Source organism: Pseudoalteromonas sp. ESRF-bin5, assembly GCF_002632075.1.
Lineage (GTDB): Bacteria > Pseudomonadota > Gammaproteobacteria > Enterobacterales > Alteromonadaceae > Pseudoalteromonas > Pseudoalteromonas marina.
In genome coordinates this window covers 20,855-36,256 of record NZ_NTLW01000170.1, presented here as the reverse complement: position 1 = coordinate 36,256, position 15,402 = coordinate 20,855, and the positions used below count along the sequence as shown (strand labels likewise).

Below are 15,402 nucleotides of genomic sequence, written 5' to 3'. Positions count from 1 at the left end.
TTTGATTTATAACTAGCACTTATAAGCTCAACAGCCGTTCTAGCCATTCTAAAACGAGCGAGTATCTCTGGTTTGAAAGCGCTGTTTCTTTAATTAAAATGTTGCGGGGTTTCTGTTAGCGTTTATAGCGCGGGTGTTGTTGATGTACCTTTTTATATAACAAATTTACAACGTTGAGCAGTCGTTCAAAGTAAGTTAAGCTCGAAACAATTAGGCTACAAGTAACTTAAATTTTGGGAGCAAACATGGCAACCACACTCGCATTTGACGTATACGGCACGCTTATAAACACCCACGGCGTACTATCTTTACTTGAAAATATGATTGGCGATAAAGCGCAAAACTTTTCAAATACATGGCGTGAAAAACAGTTGGAGTATTCGTTTAGGCGCGGCTTAATGCAAAACTATGTTCCGTTTTCAGTATGTACTAAACAGGCGTTAGACTACGCTTGCCTAGCGCACAAAACACCACTCTCTGATGATCAAAAACAGCAATTACTTGAGCAATATAAAATTTTACCCGCTTTTGACGATGTTAAAAAAGGGCTTGAGCAACTTAAAGCACAAAATTACCGGTTGTTTGCATTTTCTAATGGCGCTGCTGATGCGGTAAATACTTTGCTCGAAACGGCAGGCATAAGTGATTATTTTGAAGGCGTAGTAAGCGCCGACGATATGAAAACATTTAAACCAAACCCAGGTGTTTACAGCCACTTTTTGCGCGAGGCAAATTCAACGGGTGCAAACACGTGGCTTATTTCGAGTAACCCGTTTGATATAACCGGCGCTATTTCGCATGGCATGCGCGGTGCGTGGATAAAGCGTTCTGAGGATTCTATTTTTGATCCATGGGAAATAACGCCAACAATAACGGTGTGCGATTTACATGATTTAAAAAACAAGCTGGCAAGTAATAACCAATGATTTAGTTGGCAGGGGTTAAATTACACTAATGAAAGGCTAGGTTTGCACTTACAAACCTAGCCTTTCATTAGTCTTTAATTGCAATGGCAATTTCTATTTCGTTACTGTTTTTATAATACTCAAAATCACTGGTGTAAGTACGTTCATAGCGGCAATCGTCTGAGCTGAAGTACTGCCAAATTTCGCCCCATAAATCGATTACTGCATTTGGCATTTCACCCTCACCTTTAAATATCAAATAACGCCCCGCTTGGGTGGTTACTTTTTTAGCTTCAGGGAGTTTAAGTGATAAATTATCGCAGCAGGCAATTACGTCAAAATCGCCAGTGAGATCGCTTTCGTAATTAGTATACACACCATATACTTTGGTGTTTTGGGTGAGGCTGTTGGCAAACTTTTCACCAAATTTTTGCCAAAGTTCAGCTATCTTTGCAGTGCCAGCGTTCATTTCATTGGCGTTGCAGGTTCTTACTTTTAAGCCGATTAAGGTCTGACTTGCTAGTTGCTTTACTTCCATCATGCCGTCCTTTAGCGTTAATACAAACACCAACGTAACAGAAAAACCGCCAATACTTTAAGTTTTGTATTAAATATTTCATAAACAGTAATTATTTAGCTCAATTGCGTATTTATTGCTCATATTTAAATAGGTGGTAATGGCTAAACATAGCTTTGCTACCGCTAAAATAATTTACTTAACTTTCTCTTTTTTAAGTTTATTTTTTGCTTGGAACGCTTGTCGTTTAATAGTGAAGTTTATCGATTTTAGTTAAAAATATACGACAAGCTTGTTAGCTCTAATTAAAAAAAGTTGCTATCTAACCTTTTTTCATTATTGCAAATAGAAATTATTATCATTAAGATCCTTGCACCTAAAAAGTGTACTCAAGGGATGTTGATGTGTCTCAATCTCAAGTGTTAAATATTAATACCATTGAAAAACAGGCTGTATTTGAACAAAGCGGCTTACCCCCACAATTCAATTTAGAGCAGTTCATTAATTATCAAATAGCGTCATTGCAAGGGTTGTCGGCAGTACAGCAAGCGATGGCTAAAGCCCAAAAGCCATTTTCAGGTGTGTCGATAAATGCGTTAGCAAAAGTAGTAAACGATGTTGATTTATCACAGCCTTTGGCTGACTTCCCGGCGGTGCTTGAAGAGCTAAAAGGCGTGTATTTAGATCATGCCGTGTATTTTCATCATCCTCGCTACATGGCTCATTTAAACTGCCCTGTAACCTATCCTGCTGTGGTGGCCGAACACATTATTGCTGCTATTAATACCTCGGTAGATACGTGGGATCAAAGTGCAGGCGCGACCTTAATTGAGCAAAAGCTGATTGATTGGACATGCCAAAAAGCAGCATTGCCAAGCACTGCCGATGGAGTATTTACTAGTGGCGGCACGCAATCAAACTTAATGGCAATGTTGGTTGCTCGTGAAGTAGGAGTTACCCGCTATGCGCCAGAACATCAGGTAAAACTTCAGGGCTTACCAGCTGTTGCCTCGCGCTTTAAAATTTACTGCTCTGAGGTGGCGCACTTTAGTATTCAAAAAGCAGCGGCGTTACTGGGCTTAGGTTACAACGCCGTGGTGCCGGTGGCTACAAATCGCGAAATGCAAATGGATATGGAGGCACTTAAAACCGCCATAGCAACAAGCAAAGCGCAAGGTGATTTACCCATTGCAGTGGTTATTACCGCAGGCACAACCGATTTTGGCTCAATCGATCCAATCCATAATATTGCCATGCTGGCTAAAGAAGAGCAGCTATGGTGCCACGTAGATGGCGCTTATGGTGGCGGTTTGTTGGTAAGCGAGCACCACCGCAATGCGCTTAATGGCATTGAGTTGGTTGATTCAATAACGATTGATTATCACAAATCATTTATGCAACCGGTTAGTTGTAGTGCCTTTTTATTAAGCGACAAACGTTATTTTAGCCACATTACTTTGTATGCCGATTATTTAAACCCATTAGCAGAGGCGGGAAATGGCACGCCTAATTTGGTTGATAAAAGCCTGCAAACCACTCGCCGTTTTGATGCCTTAAAGTTATGGCTAACACTGCGCACTACTGGAGAAGCACCGCTTGGCCGCGCGTTTGATAAAGTTATTGGTCTTGCGCGCCAAACGCATATTGTACTTAACGACCACCCCGACTTTGAAGTAGTTAACTACCCCGAGCTTAGTGCCTTGGTATTTAGATTTGCCCCTGATGATTTAAAACATGACCTTGATTTACTCGACTCTTTAAACCTGCATGTACGACAAACGTTTTTAAAAACTGGTGAAGCCATGATTGCCCGTACAAAAATAAATGGTCGTCATTATCTTAAATTTACATTGCTTAATGCGCAGTGCCAATTATCTGATGTACGCGCTGTTATTGAGAAAATTAGCCACATTGCATGGCAAACTTATAGGGAAATTGCATAATGGATAATCAACCTTACGATTTTATAGCTATTGGTCTTGGCCCATTTAATTTATCTTTAGCGTGTTTAAGTGAACCGCTCGAAGATGTAAAAGGCCTGTTTTTAGAGCAGCGCAGTGAGTTTGATTGGCACCCTGGAATGATGCTTGAGGGCGTTACATTACAAACCCCGTTTATGTCGGATTTAGTAACCATGGCAGATCCAACCAGCCAATATAGCTTTTTAAATTATGCCAAATTAAATAATCGTTTATACCCGTTTTATATTCGCGAAAGCTTTTTTTTATTGCGCCGTGAATACAACTTATATTGCCAATGGGTTTGCTCGCAGCTTTCAAATGTTAACTTTGAACAAACAGTCACTCACGTTGAATTTTGCCCGCAAAGTGAGTGTTATACCGTTAGCTGTAACACCCCTAATGGTATGCAACATTATGTGACTCGCCATATTGTTTTGGGCACAGGGCCTGCACCGTATATTCCTGATTGCGCTGTGCAAAGTAACTCAAATAACGTAATGCACAGTAGCGATTTTTGTCATCGGCTTGATGAATTAAAAGCGGCTAAACGAGTTACCGTGGTAGGGGCTGGGCAAAGTGCAGCAGAAATTTACCACACCTTATTGCAGCAAGCAGTACCGCAAGGTTTGCAGTTAGATTGGATAGCACGCTCACCGCGCTATTTCCCGCTTGAGTATACTAAGCTCACCCTTGAAATGACCTCTCCTGAGTATGTTGATTACTTTTATAATTTAAAAACTGAGCAGCGAGATTGGCTAAATCAAAACCAAAAAAATCTATTTAAGGGCATTAACGGCGATTTAATTAACGACATTTTCGACACCCTCTACGCGCAAAGCCTTGATGGGCCAATCTCTACTACATTTAAAACTAACAGCAAGCTAACAAAAACTCAAAAAGTAGGTGAGCGTTTACTGACTGAGTTTTATCATCAGGAGCTTGAGCAGCCCTTTTCAATAGAAACCGACTTTTTAATTTGCGCCACGGGCTTTAAATATCAGCGCCCTGCTTTTTTAAATAATATTGCCCACCAATTACCCCAAGATGAGCAAGGTCGTTATTTAGTAAGCCGTGAATATGCGGTAGATAGCGAACAAAAACGTATTTTTGTACAAAATGCCGAGCAGCATACTCATGGTTTTGTAACTCCAGATTTAGGTATGGCTTGCTACCGTAATAGTATTATTTTACGTGAAATTTTAGGTTATTCGCCTTATCAGGTTGAGCAAAAAATTGCTTTTCAAAACTTTGATTTAAGCGATGTCACCCTATCAACACAACAGCAGAGTAGCGCCGCATGAGTCTTCGTTTAGCGCTAATTTTGCTGACGGTTATTTCGGTTGTATGCGATACCTTGCTGCTACCGTTTTATCCGCAATTTTTTGCTAGTGAATTTGCTATTAGTAACGCCACTCTAATCGGCCTCTTTGTGGCTAACTGTTGTATTACTGTAATGCTGGCTTTACCGCTATGGGCTAAGGTCGCTAAAAAATACAATGAATTGGCTTTGTGGTTAGTAACCCAAGTAGTAGCCGCTGGTTTTGGCCTGCTTTGCTACTTTGCGACCAATGTGTGGGAGTTTTGGATTTACTACCAACTTATGTTGGTGCTAAAGGCAAGCTACCTACTTATATACCCATTTGCACTGCGATTAGAGCAACAAACTAAGCATTTATCTATTATTGGTTTGTTTTCTGTATTGATGCATTTTGGTGCGATTGGTGGTGCTTTAATTGGTGGTTACTTCTTTAGTTTAGCAGAGCCACGCTATGCGTTATTACTCAGTAGTGCCGGTGACCTAGTTCAGGTTTTATTATGCGCCTACTTAATGTATTCATTAAAAACAGGTATTTATCAGCAAGCAATAGCGACTGAAAAACCGCGAGAACGTATTCCCTATTTTATTTGGCAATTTTGCTTTTTAAGTGTGGTGGTTTATTTTAGCGCGTTTTTAATTCGCCCCTTCTTTACTACTCATTGGCAAGCATTAAACGCACAAAGCAGTACGTTGCAAAGCGCTGTTGTATACGCCATTCCTGCCTTTTCCGCGCTTGTTATGCTGGTTTTTAATCATTTCAGGCAGCATTTACCACTGCCAACATTAAGCCGCACTAGCACTTTGTTATGTGCACTTATTTTAGGGGCGCTTGGGCTTTATTTACAAGCGCAGGAGTCGGTGGGGTTAGTGATTTTATCACGTGTTTTATATGGTTTTGCGCTATTTCAAGTGATGGTACTGCTAGAGGTAATGCTATTTGCTAAAAGTGAGCCTGCACATTACGGCAGCGACTTTGCCAAAGTGCACATAGCTCAAAATATCGGGGTTATTTTAGCGTCGTTACTAGTGGGTATGAGCGTAGAGCATCTTTCAACAACGGTTGTGTTTTACTTTGCTGCTATTGGCTTTGCAAGCCTTGCCTTTATTTTGCTTTGGCGGGTTAAGGCTGTTGCTCGAACTGCGCGTTCAGCGTCTTAGTTTTTAAGATTTATTGGAGTTTTTATGTATTTTTCATCTTTTGTAACCACCCTACAGCATACCGGCAAAGTGACGATGCGGTTATTACAACCAACAGATATGCCAACATTTTGCGATTGGCTTAAGCAACCGTATTCGCACTTTTGGGGTATGCAGCAGCAAACCGAGCAACAAATAACTAAAGCGTATCAAGATATTATTGATACGCCTCATCATCAGGCATACGTGATCGAGCAAAATAATAACCTATTGGCTTTAGTTGAGCTTTATAGCCCTGAGCACGAAAGCTTAATGAAAGCGGCGTACGAGGTTGAACCTAATGATGTGGGTATGCATATTTTATTAGCGCCTAACACGGCACCTAAGCGCCATTTTAGTTTTGAAATGATGCAGTGCGTGCTGCAAAGTATTTTTGCTCAAAACAGTGCCGCCCGTGTTGTGGTTGAGCCCGACATTGCTAATAGTAAAATTCATACGTTAAATAAGCGTTTGGGGTTTGTGCACACCCAGCAAATTCAACTAGGCGAAAAAGCCGCTTATTTAGGCTTTTGTAATAAAGCCGCTTTTGATAGGCACAGCCAACTATTTACTGATTCGTTAGCGCCTTTGCAAACTGATTACGTGATACAGCCTCATTGGCAATGGGCAAATCGGCATTTACAAGCTAAAGCACTCACCGAGCTAGTGCACGAGCGTTTATTGGCCGCAGAGACAACAAAGCAAGGCTTTAAAGTAAATGTTGAAGACGGTTATTTTATTTTTAATGGCCGTGCTATGGCACTAAACCACATTGATATAGACGAGCCAAGCTTATGCTTTTACAACCTTAACGAAGAGCTGCAACCACTAGATGTATTGCACTTTTTTAGTATGCAAGGGCCTGCGCTAGGTTTAACAGGTAAGCGCCTTGCCACCTACCTTGAAGAGCTAAATGCTACTTTAGCCAGTGCGTGCTTTAAACTTGAAAATAACACGTTAACAGCGGCGCAGTTAGCTAATTTAGGGCTGCAAAAAATAGAAGCCGCAATGAGCGAAGGGCATCCTGCCTTTGTTGCTAATAATGGCCGCATTGGTTTTAGTAAAGCTGACTTTTTACGTTATGCGCCAGAAGTAGGCAAACCGTTTAAAGTACTGTGGTTAGCAGCGCATAAAACGGTATGCGACTTTGCTCATAGTGAATACTTTGCCGATTACCCAAGCCATATAAGTGATGAACTAGATTTAACCACCCGAGATACGTTCAACAAAGCGCTAAAAGCTCAAAACCTAAACCCCGATGATTACTTACTCATTCCTGCTCACCCTTGGCAGTACCAACACAAATTGAGTGTGGTATTTGCAAATGAGTTGGCAAATCAGCGATTAGTGTATTTAGGTGAAGGTGACGATTTATATCAAGCGCAACAGTCAATTCGGACCTTATATAATTGCTCGCACCCGCATAAGCCGTATTTAAAAGTGGCGTTGTCGATTTTAAATATGGGATTTATGCGTGGCCTATCGCGTGCTTACATGGCGGTGACTCCTGTCATTAACGATTGGGTATTTGCTAAGGTTAGCCAAGATCAACAACTCGCAGGCGCTAATTTTACAGCGCTTAGAGAATACGCCACCTTAGGTTATGCCCATCATACGTTTGAGCAAAGCGCGCTAGGTGATACACCCTATCGTAAAATGTTTGCCTGCTTATGGCGAGAAAACCCAAACCATAATTTAAATAGTGATGAACAACTGACCACCATGGCAGCGTTATTACACTTAGATAATAATGGCCAAAGTTTAGTGGGCGAATGGATAACGCAAAGTGGTTTGAGCTCGCAGCAGTGGTTACGTGCCTACTTTAATGCCTATTTAATTCCGCTAGTACATTGTTTTTACGCGCATAAATTAGTGTTTATGCCTCATGGCGAAAACCTCATTTTAAAGCTTAAAAACTCGGTGCCTGTGGGCGCATATATGAAAGACATAGGTGAAGAGGTTGCCTTACTTAATAGCACTGAAGTATTGCCTGTAGGGGTTGAACGTATTCATGTTTCTATGCCGAAAGAGCTTGAGCTATTAAGTATATTTACCGATGTATTTGACTGCTTCTTTAGATACTTAGTAGCAATTTTAGTGCGAGAAGAGCGTATTACAGAGCATGACTTTTGGCAGTGTGTTACGCAAAGTGTTAAAGCGTATCAACATGCGAACCCTGCTTTAAATGAGCGATTTAAAGAGTATGACTTTTTTAGTGATGAGTTTGCTCACTCTTGTTTAAATCGCTTACAGCTGGGTAATAATGAGCAAATGGTTGATTTAACCGATCCGGCAGGTAGTTTGCAGTTTGCTGGTAACTTAAACAACCCCGTATCGGCAAAGCTGTATGGCTAAACCGATTACCCTTGCGCAGTTTTTATATTGCCAACAACCCGTGCAACGAACTTTTAAACCGAGCTTATTATTAGTGCGCGCTTTAACAGTTCGTTGTAAGGCGCAGTACCCTACTGCGCCTAAGCAATTTATTAGTCGGCATTTGTATTTACAGCTTTGCTGGCAAGCTGTTTACGCTTATTGCTATTGGTTTGCTTGCAAGCAAAGTACGGCTGATCCCATAAACATGCCGTTAGCGGTAAATGGCGCTTATTGTCGTGGGTTTAACCTGAATAATGACGTATTAGTAAGTAAAACAGAGCAAACCAAAGCGTTTACTCATTTTATAAGCCAAGTTGGTGAATGGGTAAATACCGACTATGCACTGGGTAAAAAAGAACAAGCACGGTTATTACTCGATTCATTAAGTAGCACCATTGAGCGAGCTCATAGCTTAGACCTTGCTACTACTTTACATATCAACAATTGCCATCGTCAGCTGCACACCCTTATTTGTCAGCACTTTAATCTTGATACGCCATTTACTGAAAAACCCCAGCGTTTAACTTGTTGCCGCTATTATTTAGCTGGTTATAGCAAATGCCAAACCTGCCCTAAAAAGGATATTAAAACCAATGAACCAACGTCTTAAAACGATTGATCTTGCGCGTGGTGCGAGCGTTTTTATTATGATTATTGTGCATACCTTATGGATGTATGCCTCCTCGACGCTTCAAAGTGAAAGCGCTTTTGGTACGGTTGTGCATATACTTGGCAAAGGCACCGCCTCGTTTTTAGTGGCAATGGGACTGTCTATGGCACTCTCGCGTAGGCAAACACCTTTACTTTTAATTAAGCGAGGTTTACAGCTTTTACTGCTTGCCTATTTAATGAATGCGGCCAAGTTTTGGCTGCCTATTGAAGTATTTAATACCATGCCTGAGGCGTTTATAAATGCTTATGGCTGGCAAAGTCCGCTCAGTGCTGGGCAGTTACAATTTATGGTGTTAACAGGTGATATTTTACAACTAGCTGGAGTTAGCTTATTGCTGTTTGGTGTGCTTAATATTGCCCGTTGGAAAACAGCATGGATTGCGGTTTTAGCCATTGCAATTGCAGTTTTGAGCCAGTTTGTAAGGGGGCAGCAATTTACGCTTTTACCTTATATTAGTGATGTATTTTTTGCTAATAACTATCAGGTGTATTTTCCGGTTTTTCCTTGGGTAAGTGCGATATTAACGGGGTATGTACTTGGTCGTTTATACCTTAGTAATCGACAAAATGCCGATTACTAAGGTATGTGCACAACTTGGCGCTGCTTTACTAGTTATTGGCGGCGTATGGTTAGCTATTGATTTTAAAGGTCAGTTTGGCAACTTTTTCCATTTAAATGTCGGCGGTATTAGCTATTTAATTGGCTTAAATTTATGTGCACTAGCGGCTATACAGTTTATTTTTGCTGATAAATATAATGGCCCTATTACACGTGCTCTTTTATATGCCAGTAAGCATGTAACCGCGCTCTATGTTATTCAATGGGTACTTATTTGCTGGTTTATGGGGGCGCTTGGTTATCATACCCTCAGCCTTTGGCCGACACTATGTATGATGGTACTGATGACTTTACTTACTTTTGCTGTGCATAAGGTTTATTTAAAAAGCAAACAAAGCCTCACAGACATTACGCAAAAAGCTAAACGTACAGCTTAAGCTGTAAAGGGGCTTTACGGGCGCCGTTACACGCGCCCTAGCCCGATTTTATTGCTTTAATTACTGTATTCATGCGCTTTGCCATTGGCCTATTACGGTGATGGCACACATAAATATTTTCGCTAATTGGATTAGCTAAATGGTGTGTTTTTATCAGTCCGGGTTTATTAAATGCGCTAACAGCATGCGCAGGTAAAACCGTAAAACCCAACCCTAAACTTACCGGCTCAAGTATTAAACTTATTTGGTTAGAAAACCCCGTTTGCTTGATTTGATCAACATGTTCAAACTCACTGTAGTTTTCGCTTAGTAGCAGCTGCGCGTGGTGTTTTGCATCGGGGTGGCCAATAAAGCCAAGCTCACATAAAACCTCCCACGTTGGGTTTTTAATATGTGCAGGTGTTACTAATAATAAAGCTTCTTGACCAATTTTGTGGCTAGTAACTTCGCTAAGGGTTGGCGCTTGAGTTAAAAAGCCAATATCGGCACTATGATTGGCCACCGCTTGTTCAACACTGATATTTGGAGCAAAGCGGTAATCTATAACTAGCTCCTTGTGCTCTACTTGCATTGCTAATAGTTGATTGTAAAACTTTAGCCCACAACTACCAGGCGATTGTATTTTTACTAAACCGCTGAAAGGCGAGTCATCTTTTAATTGCTGCTCTAAAAATTGCCATTCTTTTAATAACAAGCTGCCTTGTTGATACAAGTTTTGCCCATGTACGGTAAGGGTAAATTGTTTGCCGTGGCGCTCTAATAGCGCGCAGTTTACTTGCTGCTCTAGTTTTTTAATATGCTGACTTACGCCCGATTGGGTCATAAATAAGCGCTCGGCGGTTTGGGTAAAATGATTTACCTCAACCAACGTGCAAAACGTGTTTAACCATGTCGGGTTTATCATTACAAAACATACTCAAAATGATGATTAATGATAATTTTACTTAATAACTCATGGTTCGTAAACTAACTCCATCAACTCGTTACAAAACAAGCCACACGTTAAAGAGGACAGATTATGAGTCATACATATCCACGTAGTTTTTCGCACATTGGTATTTCAGTACCAGATGTTGAAGAAGCCGTAGAGTTTTACACTAAGGTGATGGGCTGGTACACCATAATGGAGCCTACCGTGATCACTGAAGATAACAGCCCCATTGGCGAAATGTGTACCGATGTATTTGGTCCAAATTGGGAAAAATTTAAAATAGCGCACCTTTCAACAGGCGACCGAATTGGGGTAGAAATTTTCGAATTTAAAGACCAAGAAAACCCTAAAGACAACTTTGAATACTGGAAAACCGGTATCTTTCATTTTTGTGTACAAGACCCTGATGTTGAAGGCTTAGCAGACCGTATTGTTGCTGCAGGTGGTAAAAAACGTATGCCAGAGCCGCGTTACTACTACCCTGGCGAAAAGCCATACCGCATGATCTACATGGAAGACCCGTTTGGTAACATCCTTGAGATTTACAGCCACAGCTACGAGCTTATTTACAGCGCAGGCGCTTACTAAGTCGCACTTAGCTTCAAGTACATAGTTTAAAGCAAAGGCCGCAGTATTTATTTACTGCGGCCTTTTTGTGTTAAATGAACGTGTAGATTATTAATTTGGCTAATTTAGGGTTTATAAAAATCAATCTCTTCATTTTATTGATTATAGGTACATACACTGATAGCTTACTAATTACACAAAGTCTCTCTAAAGGAAAAACATGAATCTGTTACTGCTAAACAAGTGAAACCAATAATAACTGTTAATGCAAATGGTGATAAAATAAATGGGTCAACTAAGAGTTATCATTAAACTCAAAGGTGCCTGCTGATATTTTTCCATTCTTGTTTATTTCTTGACAGAGATTCAATTTAACTTAGAACCTAACGCCCCAACTGATAGCACAATGCTTGTTGGCTATATTGCGAGCGAAGGAAGTCAGTCTGCGAGTTTGGTGCCGGTTTTGTGGATTGATATTTTGTATTTAAATATTTCAATCTGTGGTCTCACGACGATGCTTTGAAAATGGAATACTTACTAACCACGATATGAGTACAATAATAAAGAAGCTTGTAACAAAAGTGATTAGAATAAATGGATCTAAATGGCCCTGGTTTAAATAGACCAGAAATTGAAAAAGCAAACTTCCCAACAGTGCAGATAATACAACCGCTAAAGTCCGTTTTGACATTAAATAATGAACCAGAATTGATGTCAGAGTACCAAGGGCGAGAAGAACAATAATTCCAACAATCTCTTCATTCATTTATAAACCTTCTTAGCAATATAACACTATTTTAAGCAGTGGGATGGCGTTCTTCCGGCATATCCGCCTTAGAATTTTTGTTATGTGGCCGCGCTATTGTAAACAAATTTAGCATTAATTCTTCCGTTCGTAGCCAACTCTAAAATTGGATTATTGTGTGATGAATCATATTCAGGAATGTTGTTATTTCCTTTAAACGTTGCGATTACTTTTCCATTTACTAAACAAGACCAACTATGATGCTTACCCGCAATTTTCGCCAAATAACCATGCTTTGCGAGGTAATTAAATACATCCTTTAAAGACTTATCATCAAACACTGAAAAATTAACAGTATGGGGGGCGTTGTAATCGTCCCCCATACAAACACTATCACGCTGAACGTTAATTGAAATTTTTCTCATAACTTAGGATGCATAATGCACCAATAAGGGGCTTGTTAGGTTTATTCACATGAGGCTTTTCTAGGTGCTGATGATTTATTTAATGGAGCTGTTTTTGAGTTACTGTATTTGCTATTCCAGTTATTAACTTCTCTGATATTAGCAACAATAGCAGCAGCGTTGCAGTCATTTATTTCTTTGTGAGCACTAACAGGGGTCCCGTTATCGTATGTCAGGGTATATCTTTTGTTGCTTGATACATCGTTAGTATTACTACAAGCAGCTAAAAAGCACACTGAAATTAAAACAGACATTTTTTTCATTTTATATTCCTTTACTCGTTAAAGTTAAAATATATTAGCTTATTCAATTATAAGCTAACAACTTTATCAAAGAACACTATGCACCCCACCCTATCTTAGCGCAAAAAAATCCTTATTTAATGAACTTACATTAATAGCAAATAGAGTAAGCTATTGCCAGCTATAAATATTATGCTTGTTAAAGTTTATTTCACTATGTAAGGGGGAGACGTTTGCTTATAGTATCTATTAGCTAATGACAATTAATTTTGATCCACAGCTCCTCGCTCATAACAGCCAGTCATGCATTTATAATCTTTCCATCTAAACGCTAACTTCAGGTATCAGCCACTACACGTCACGCTTCAATATTTAGCAGTGGCTGTCATTGTATATAGGGTTATTTATAGATTAATTAACTGCAAAATCGCGAGTTTCTAAATAGCTTGGTACGCTTTTAAAACAGGCTTTTAGCTTACTGGTAAGCGCTGTTGTTACTGGTGCATCACACATTAACTTGCCATTATATTTCTCGTTAGTTATTGCTACTAAAATTAACGAGTCATAGCTTGGTCTACTTTGTATTTTATGAATTACCATCCCCTGCTCTGCTGAAACCTTTATTAAATCAAACTCTTCTTTTTCAGGTTGTGTTATAGCGATCTTTTTTACATATAACGGATTTTTAAAGGTCAGCTTTGTCGAAAACAAAGCCGTACCTCCGCGCTCAAAATGGCCATTTAACACAGTGGTATTTAATGTGGGTGTCAGCTTATTTATTAATAAATTCAAATCAAATTTGGTTGGTAAAATGGTGATCTGAGTTTGTTTTTTTAGTGACTCGTTCAGTGCTTTTTTGATTATTTTAAGATGGGTGTCATTGGTAGTTACTTCGTACACTATTTGGTAGTTGTGTGGGGGGGCGTATAAAGGCATGTGGCTGGCAAGTACTTTATCGCCGGCTAATATAAGCGCCATGCCATGAAACCCCACATAGCTGTGGGCTTTATGTGTGTTGTGTGCCTTGTACTGAGGGTCTCTTGCTAGTGCTGCGCTCGACAATAAAATATAAAATAGCAGTATGTGTTTCATGTTAATGCTCAAAAATAAATATAGCGCCACTATAAGCTGATTTTTATATATAAATAATCGATAATAAGTTGTTAGTTGTTTCCTTTTAATCAATACGGTTTGGTGCTATGCATTTAGATGACATTGAAAAAGTAATTCATATGGCGAGTTCGCAAAACCTGCACACAACCGCTAAACATTTTAATATTACCCCTGGGGCGCTGTCTAAAACGCTAAAAAAGGTTGAGGCAAACTTAGCCACGGAGCTGTTTAATCGTGTTGGGAAAACCTTAGTACTTAATGATAAAGGCAAAGAGTTTGTTAAGCACAGTAGCGATTTAGTTCATAATTACCAGCAGCTTACTAGCCGTTTTAAAAGCGATAATCATAAATTTAATGCAGTTATTGCAGGCCCTGCCATTTTACTTAAAAGTGGTTTAAAAAAGTTACTTACCCCTCTTGGCAACCTGCCTTGTTCGGTACGTATTAATAATGTATTTGAAGGTGAAGCTATAAGCCAAGTTGCATCAGGCGCTGCACATATTGCGCTAGTTACTCGCGAGGCATTAAATAATAGCTCACACGCTAATTTAGTTACGGTTGATTTATTTAATACAGGGTTTAGTGTGGCTGCGGCCGCTGGGCATCAGCTAGTACAAACTGGCTCTTTAACGCTTAATAAAAACCAATTACTGCACGCAGCTTTTGCATGCCCGCTGTTTTCGCCATTGTGCGGCCTTGAGCAAGGAATAGGCTCCGACGGCTGGCAAGACGATATTGCACCGCGCAATATTGTATTTAGATGTAGCGATTACAGTGCATTAATAGAGGTAGTACAAAGTGGCTTGGCGTTGGCGTATTTACCAAATTTTGTGATTGATGATTTAGGGTTTACAAAATTAACTGTAAAGGGGGTTAACAGTCATCACAGTGAAGACATTGTGTTAATTTATAAACCATCGAAGGCCGATGGGTGGCTTAATAAACTCATGTATTCGTTATAAAAAGCGCTTTAGCCACTACACTAAAGCGCTTTAGGATGAAAACTACATTACAAAATAGCAAGGTGGTTAAAAATACTAATCCGCAACAATACTTAATCGCTTTGCGGGGCTAAAGGTGGAAATACCTGCTTAAAAAACTCTCATTTACGACTGCACAGATGCAGAAGGTAGATCAAAGCAGGAGAAATTGCCGAGAGCAACTAAATAACAAATATTTTGGCTGGCTATCAACACGTTTTTCCACACTTAAGTAGATCACTTAATCAAGCGAAATGGTACAAGTACAATTAACCGACAATACAACAAAACAAGTTACGTTATATTGTAATAAAATGATAGCACAATAAATTAATAAGCAATACTTTTTTTATTCCTACAAACGGCTAATTATTACACTAGCGACTCTGGTGGCATCACGTTAATATGGTGCTCTACTTATAGTTACATAACGATAAAA

Annotated in this window: 16 protein-coding genes; 10 read left to right on the top strand and 6 right to left on the bottom strand. The window is 39.7% G+C overall.

Annotated elements, in window-relative coordinates; all coding sequences use genetic code 11:
* The first annotated feature begins 245 nt into the window (after positions 1-245).
* Positions 246-926 (top strand): haloacid dehalogenase type II, encoded by a 681-nt coding sequence (locus BCG07_RS09770; RefSeq protein ID WP_286889981.1) that lies wholly within the window; start codon positions 246-248, stop codon positions 924-926.
* A 67-nt stretch (positions 927-993) separates the two neighbouring features.
* On the opposite strand, the gene BCG07_RS09765 is transcribed toward BCG07_RS09770, so the two are convergent.
* Positions 994-1,443, bottom strand: coding sequence for a GyrI-like domain-containing protein (locus tag BCG07_RS09765; protein ID WP_353743797.1), 450 nt, complete (start codon positions 1,441-1,443; stop codon positions 994-996).
* A gap of 383 nt (positions 1,444-1,826) precedes the next feature.
* Here BCG07_RS09765 and BCG07_RS09760 point away from each other — a divergent pair, with 383 nt between their 5' ends.
* From BCG07_RS09760 to BCG07_RS09730, 7 genes are read left to right on the top strand one after another with little or no spacing between them, the layout of a single operon-like run.
* Entirely contained in the window at positions 1,827-3,365 is a 1,539-nt protein-coding gene (locus BCG07_RS09760; RefSeq protein ID WP_286889978.1) for a pyridoxal phosphate-dependent decarboxylase family protein, read from the top strand.
* Complete coding sequence (locus tag BCG07_RS09755) at positions 3,365-4,684, top strand: lysine N(6)-hydroxylase/L-ornithine N(5)-oxygenase family protein (protein ID WP_286889977.1); 1,320 nt, start codon at positions 3,365-3,367, stop codon at positions 4,682-4,684. The genes BCG07_RS09760 and BCG07_RS09755 overlap by 1 nt, the downstream gene beginning before the upstream one ends.
* On the top strand, positions 4,681-5,859 hold the full coding sequence (locus tag BCG07_RS09750; RefSeq protein WP_286889975.1) for an MFS transporter: 1,179 nt from the start codon (positions 4,681-4,683) through the stop codon (positions 5,857-5,859). Before BCG07_RS09755 ends, BCG07_RS09750 begins: the two co-directional genes overlap by 4 nt.
* 24 nt (positions 5,860-5,883) lie before the next feature.
* Positions 5,884-8,232, top strand: a complete 2,349-nt coding sequence (locus BCG07_RS09745; RefSeq protein WP_286889973.1) for a GNAT family N-acetyltransferase — start codon at positions 5,884-5,886, stop codon at positions 8,230-8,232.
* A complete protein-coding gene (locus tag BCG07_RS09740) occupies positions 8,225-8,863 on the top strand; it encodes a hypothetical protein (RefSeq protein ID WP_286889972.1) in 639 nt (212 codons plus the stop codon). The genes BCG07_RS09745 and BCG07_RS09740 overlap by 8 nt, the downstream gene beginning before the upstream one ends.
* Complete coding sequence (locus tag BCG07_RS09735) at positions 8,847-9,506, top strand: heparan-alpha-glucosaminide N-acetyltransferase domain-containing protein (RefSeq protein ID WP_286889970.1); 660 nt, start codon at positions 8,847-8,849, stop codon at positions 9,504-9,506. The genes BCG07_RS09740 and BCG07_RS09735 overlap by 17 nt, the downstream gene beginning before the upstream one ends.
* Entirely contained in the window at positions 9,493-9,921 is a 429-nt protein-coding gene (locus BCG07_RS09730) for a hypothetical protein (protein WP_286889969.1), read from the top strand. The genes BCG07_RS09735 and BCG07_RS09730 overlap by 14 nt, the downstream gene beginning before the upstream one ends.
* Positions 9,922-9,958: 37 nt before the next feature.
* On the opposite strand, the gene BCG07_RS09725 is transcribed toward BCG07_RS09730, so the two are convergent.
* On the bottom strand, positions 9,959-10,825 hold the full coding sequence (locus tag BCG07_RS09725) for a LysR family transcriptional regulator (RefSeq protein ID WP_286889968.1): 867 nt from the start codon (positions 10,823-10,825) through the stop codon (positions 9,959-9,961).
* Positions 10,826-10,939: 114 nt separating this feature from the next.
* Here BCG07_RS09725 and BCG07_RS09720 point away from each other — a divergent pair, with 114 nt between their 5' ends.
* Positions 10,940-11,440, top strand: a complete 501-nt coding sequence (locus tag BCG07_RS09720; protein WP_286889967.1) for a lactoylglutathione lyase family protein — start codon at positions 10,940-10,942, stop codon at positions 11,438-11,440.
* A gap of 472 nt (positions 11,441-11,912) precedes the next feature.
* Here BCG07_RS09720 and BCG07_RS09715 read toward each other — a convergent pair whose 3' ends face one another.
* The 4 genes from BCG07_RS09715 to BCG07_RS09700 all read right to left on the bottom strand — a co-directional run bounded on the left by BCG07_RS09715 (position 11,913) and on the right by BCG07_RS09700 (position 13,962).
* Positions 11,913-12,185 carry a hypothetical protein gene (locus BCG07_RS09715; RefSeq protein WP_286889966.1) on the bottom strand — a complete coding sequence of 91 codons (273 nt, stop codon included), beginning with the start codon at positions 12,183-12,185 and terminating at the stop codon, positions 11,913-11,915.
* Positions 12,186-12,265: 80 nt separating this feature from the next.
* Positions 12,266-12,589 (bottom strand): hypothetical protein, encoded by a 324-nt coding sequence (locus BCG07_RS09710; protein WP_286889965.1) that lies wholly within the window; start codon positions 12,587-12,589, stop codon positions 12,266-12,268.
* Between the two features lie 41 nt (positions 12,590-12,630).
* Entirely contained in the window at positions 12,631-12,891 is a 261-nt protein-coding gene (locus BCG07_RS09705; RefSeq protein WP_243534317.1) for a hypothetical protein, read from the bottom strand.
* 390 nt (positions 12,892-13,281) lie between these two features.
* Positions 13,282-13,962, bottom strand: coding sequence for a hypothetical protein (locus tag BCG07_RS09700; RefSeq protein ID WP_286889963.1), 681 nt, complete (start codon positions 13,960-13,962; stop codon positions 13,282-13,284).
* 107 nt (positions 13,963-14,069) lie between these two features.
* Between BCG07_RS09700 and BCG07_RS09695 the strand changes: the two genes are divergently transcribed.
* On the top strand, positions 14,070-14,945 hold the full coding sequence (locus tag BCG07_RS09695; protein WP_286889962.1) for a LysR substrate-binding domain-containing protein: 876 nt from the start codon (positions 14,070-14,072) through the stop codon (positions 14,943-14,945).
* The last annotated feature ends 457 nt before the right edge of the window (positions 14,946-15,402 follow it).

Coding starts and splice junctions, on each gene's coding strand:
- BCG07_RS09700 (WP_286889963.1), bottom strand. CDS start 13,962: ATGAAACACATACTGCTATTTTATATTTTATTGTCGAGCGCAGCACTA.
- BCG07_RS09720 (WP_286889967.1), top strand. CDS start 10,940: ATGAGTCATACATATCCACGTAGTTTTTCGCACATTGGTATTTCAGTA.
- BCG07_RS09695 (WP_286889962.1), top strand. CDS start 14,070: ATGCATTTAGATGACATTGAAAAAGTAATTCATATGGCGAGTTCGCAA.
- BCG07_RS09765 (WP_353743797.1), bottom strand. CDS start 1,443: ATGGAAGTAAAGCAACTAGCAAGTCAGACCTTAATCGGCTTAAAAGTA.
- BCG07_RS09770 (WP_286889981.1), top strand. CDS start 246: ATGGCAACCACACTCGCATTTGACGTATACGGCACGCTTATAAACACC.
- BCG07_RS09725 (WP_286889968.1), bottom strand. CDS start 10,825: ATGATAAACCCGACATGGTTAAACACGTTTTGCACGTTGGTTGAGGTA.
- BCG07_RS09705 (WP_243534317.1), bottom strand. CDS start 12,891: ATGAAAAAAATGTCTGTTTTAATTTCAGTGTGCTTTTTAGCTGCTTGT.
- BCG07_RS09755 (WP_286889977.1), top strand. CDS start 3,365: ATGGATAATCAACCTTACGATTTTATAGCTATTGGTCTTGGCCCATTT.
- BCG07_RS09730 (WP_286889969.1), top strand. CDS start 9,493: ATGCCGATTACTAAGGTATGTGCACAACTTGGCGCTGCTTTACTAGTT.
- BCG07_RS09735 (WP_286889970.1), top strand. CDS start 8,847: ATGAACCAACGTCTTAAAACGATTGATCTTGCGCGTGGTGCGAGCGTT.
- BCG07_RS09740 (WP_286889972.1), top strand. CDS start 8,225: ATGGCTAAACCGATTACCCTTGCGCAGTTTTTATATTGCCAACAACCC.
- BCG07_RS09745 (WP_286889973.1), top strand. CDS start 5,884: ATGTATTTTTCATCTTTTGTAACCACCCTACAGCATACCGGCAAAGTG.
- BCG07_RS09715 (WP_286889966.1), bottom strand. CDS start 12,185: ATGAATGAAGAGATTGTTGGAATTATTGTTCTTCTCGCCCTTGGTACT.
- BCG07_RS09710 (WP_286889965.1), bottom strand. CDS start 12,589: ATGAGAAAAATTTCAATTAACGTTCAGCGTGATAGTGTTTGTATGGGG.
- BCG07_RS09750 (WP_286889975.1), top strand. CDS start 4,681: ATGAGTCTTCGTTTAGCGCTAATTTTGCTGACGGTTATTTCGGTTGTA.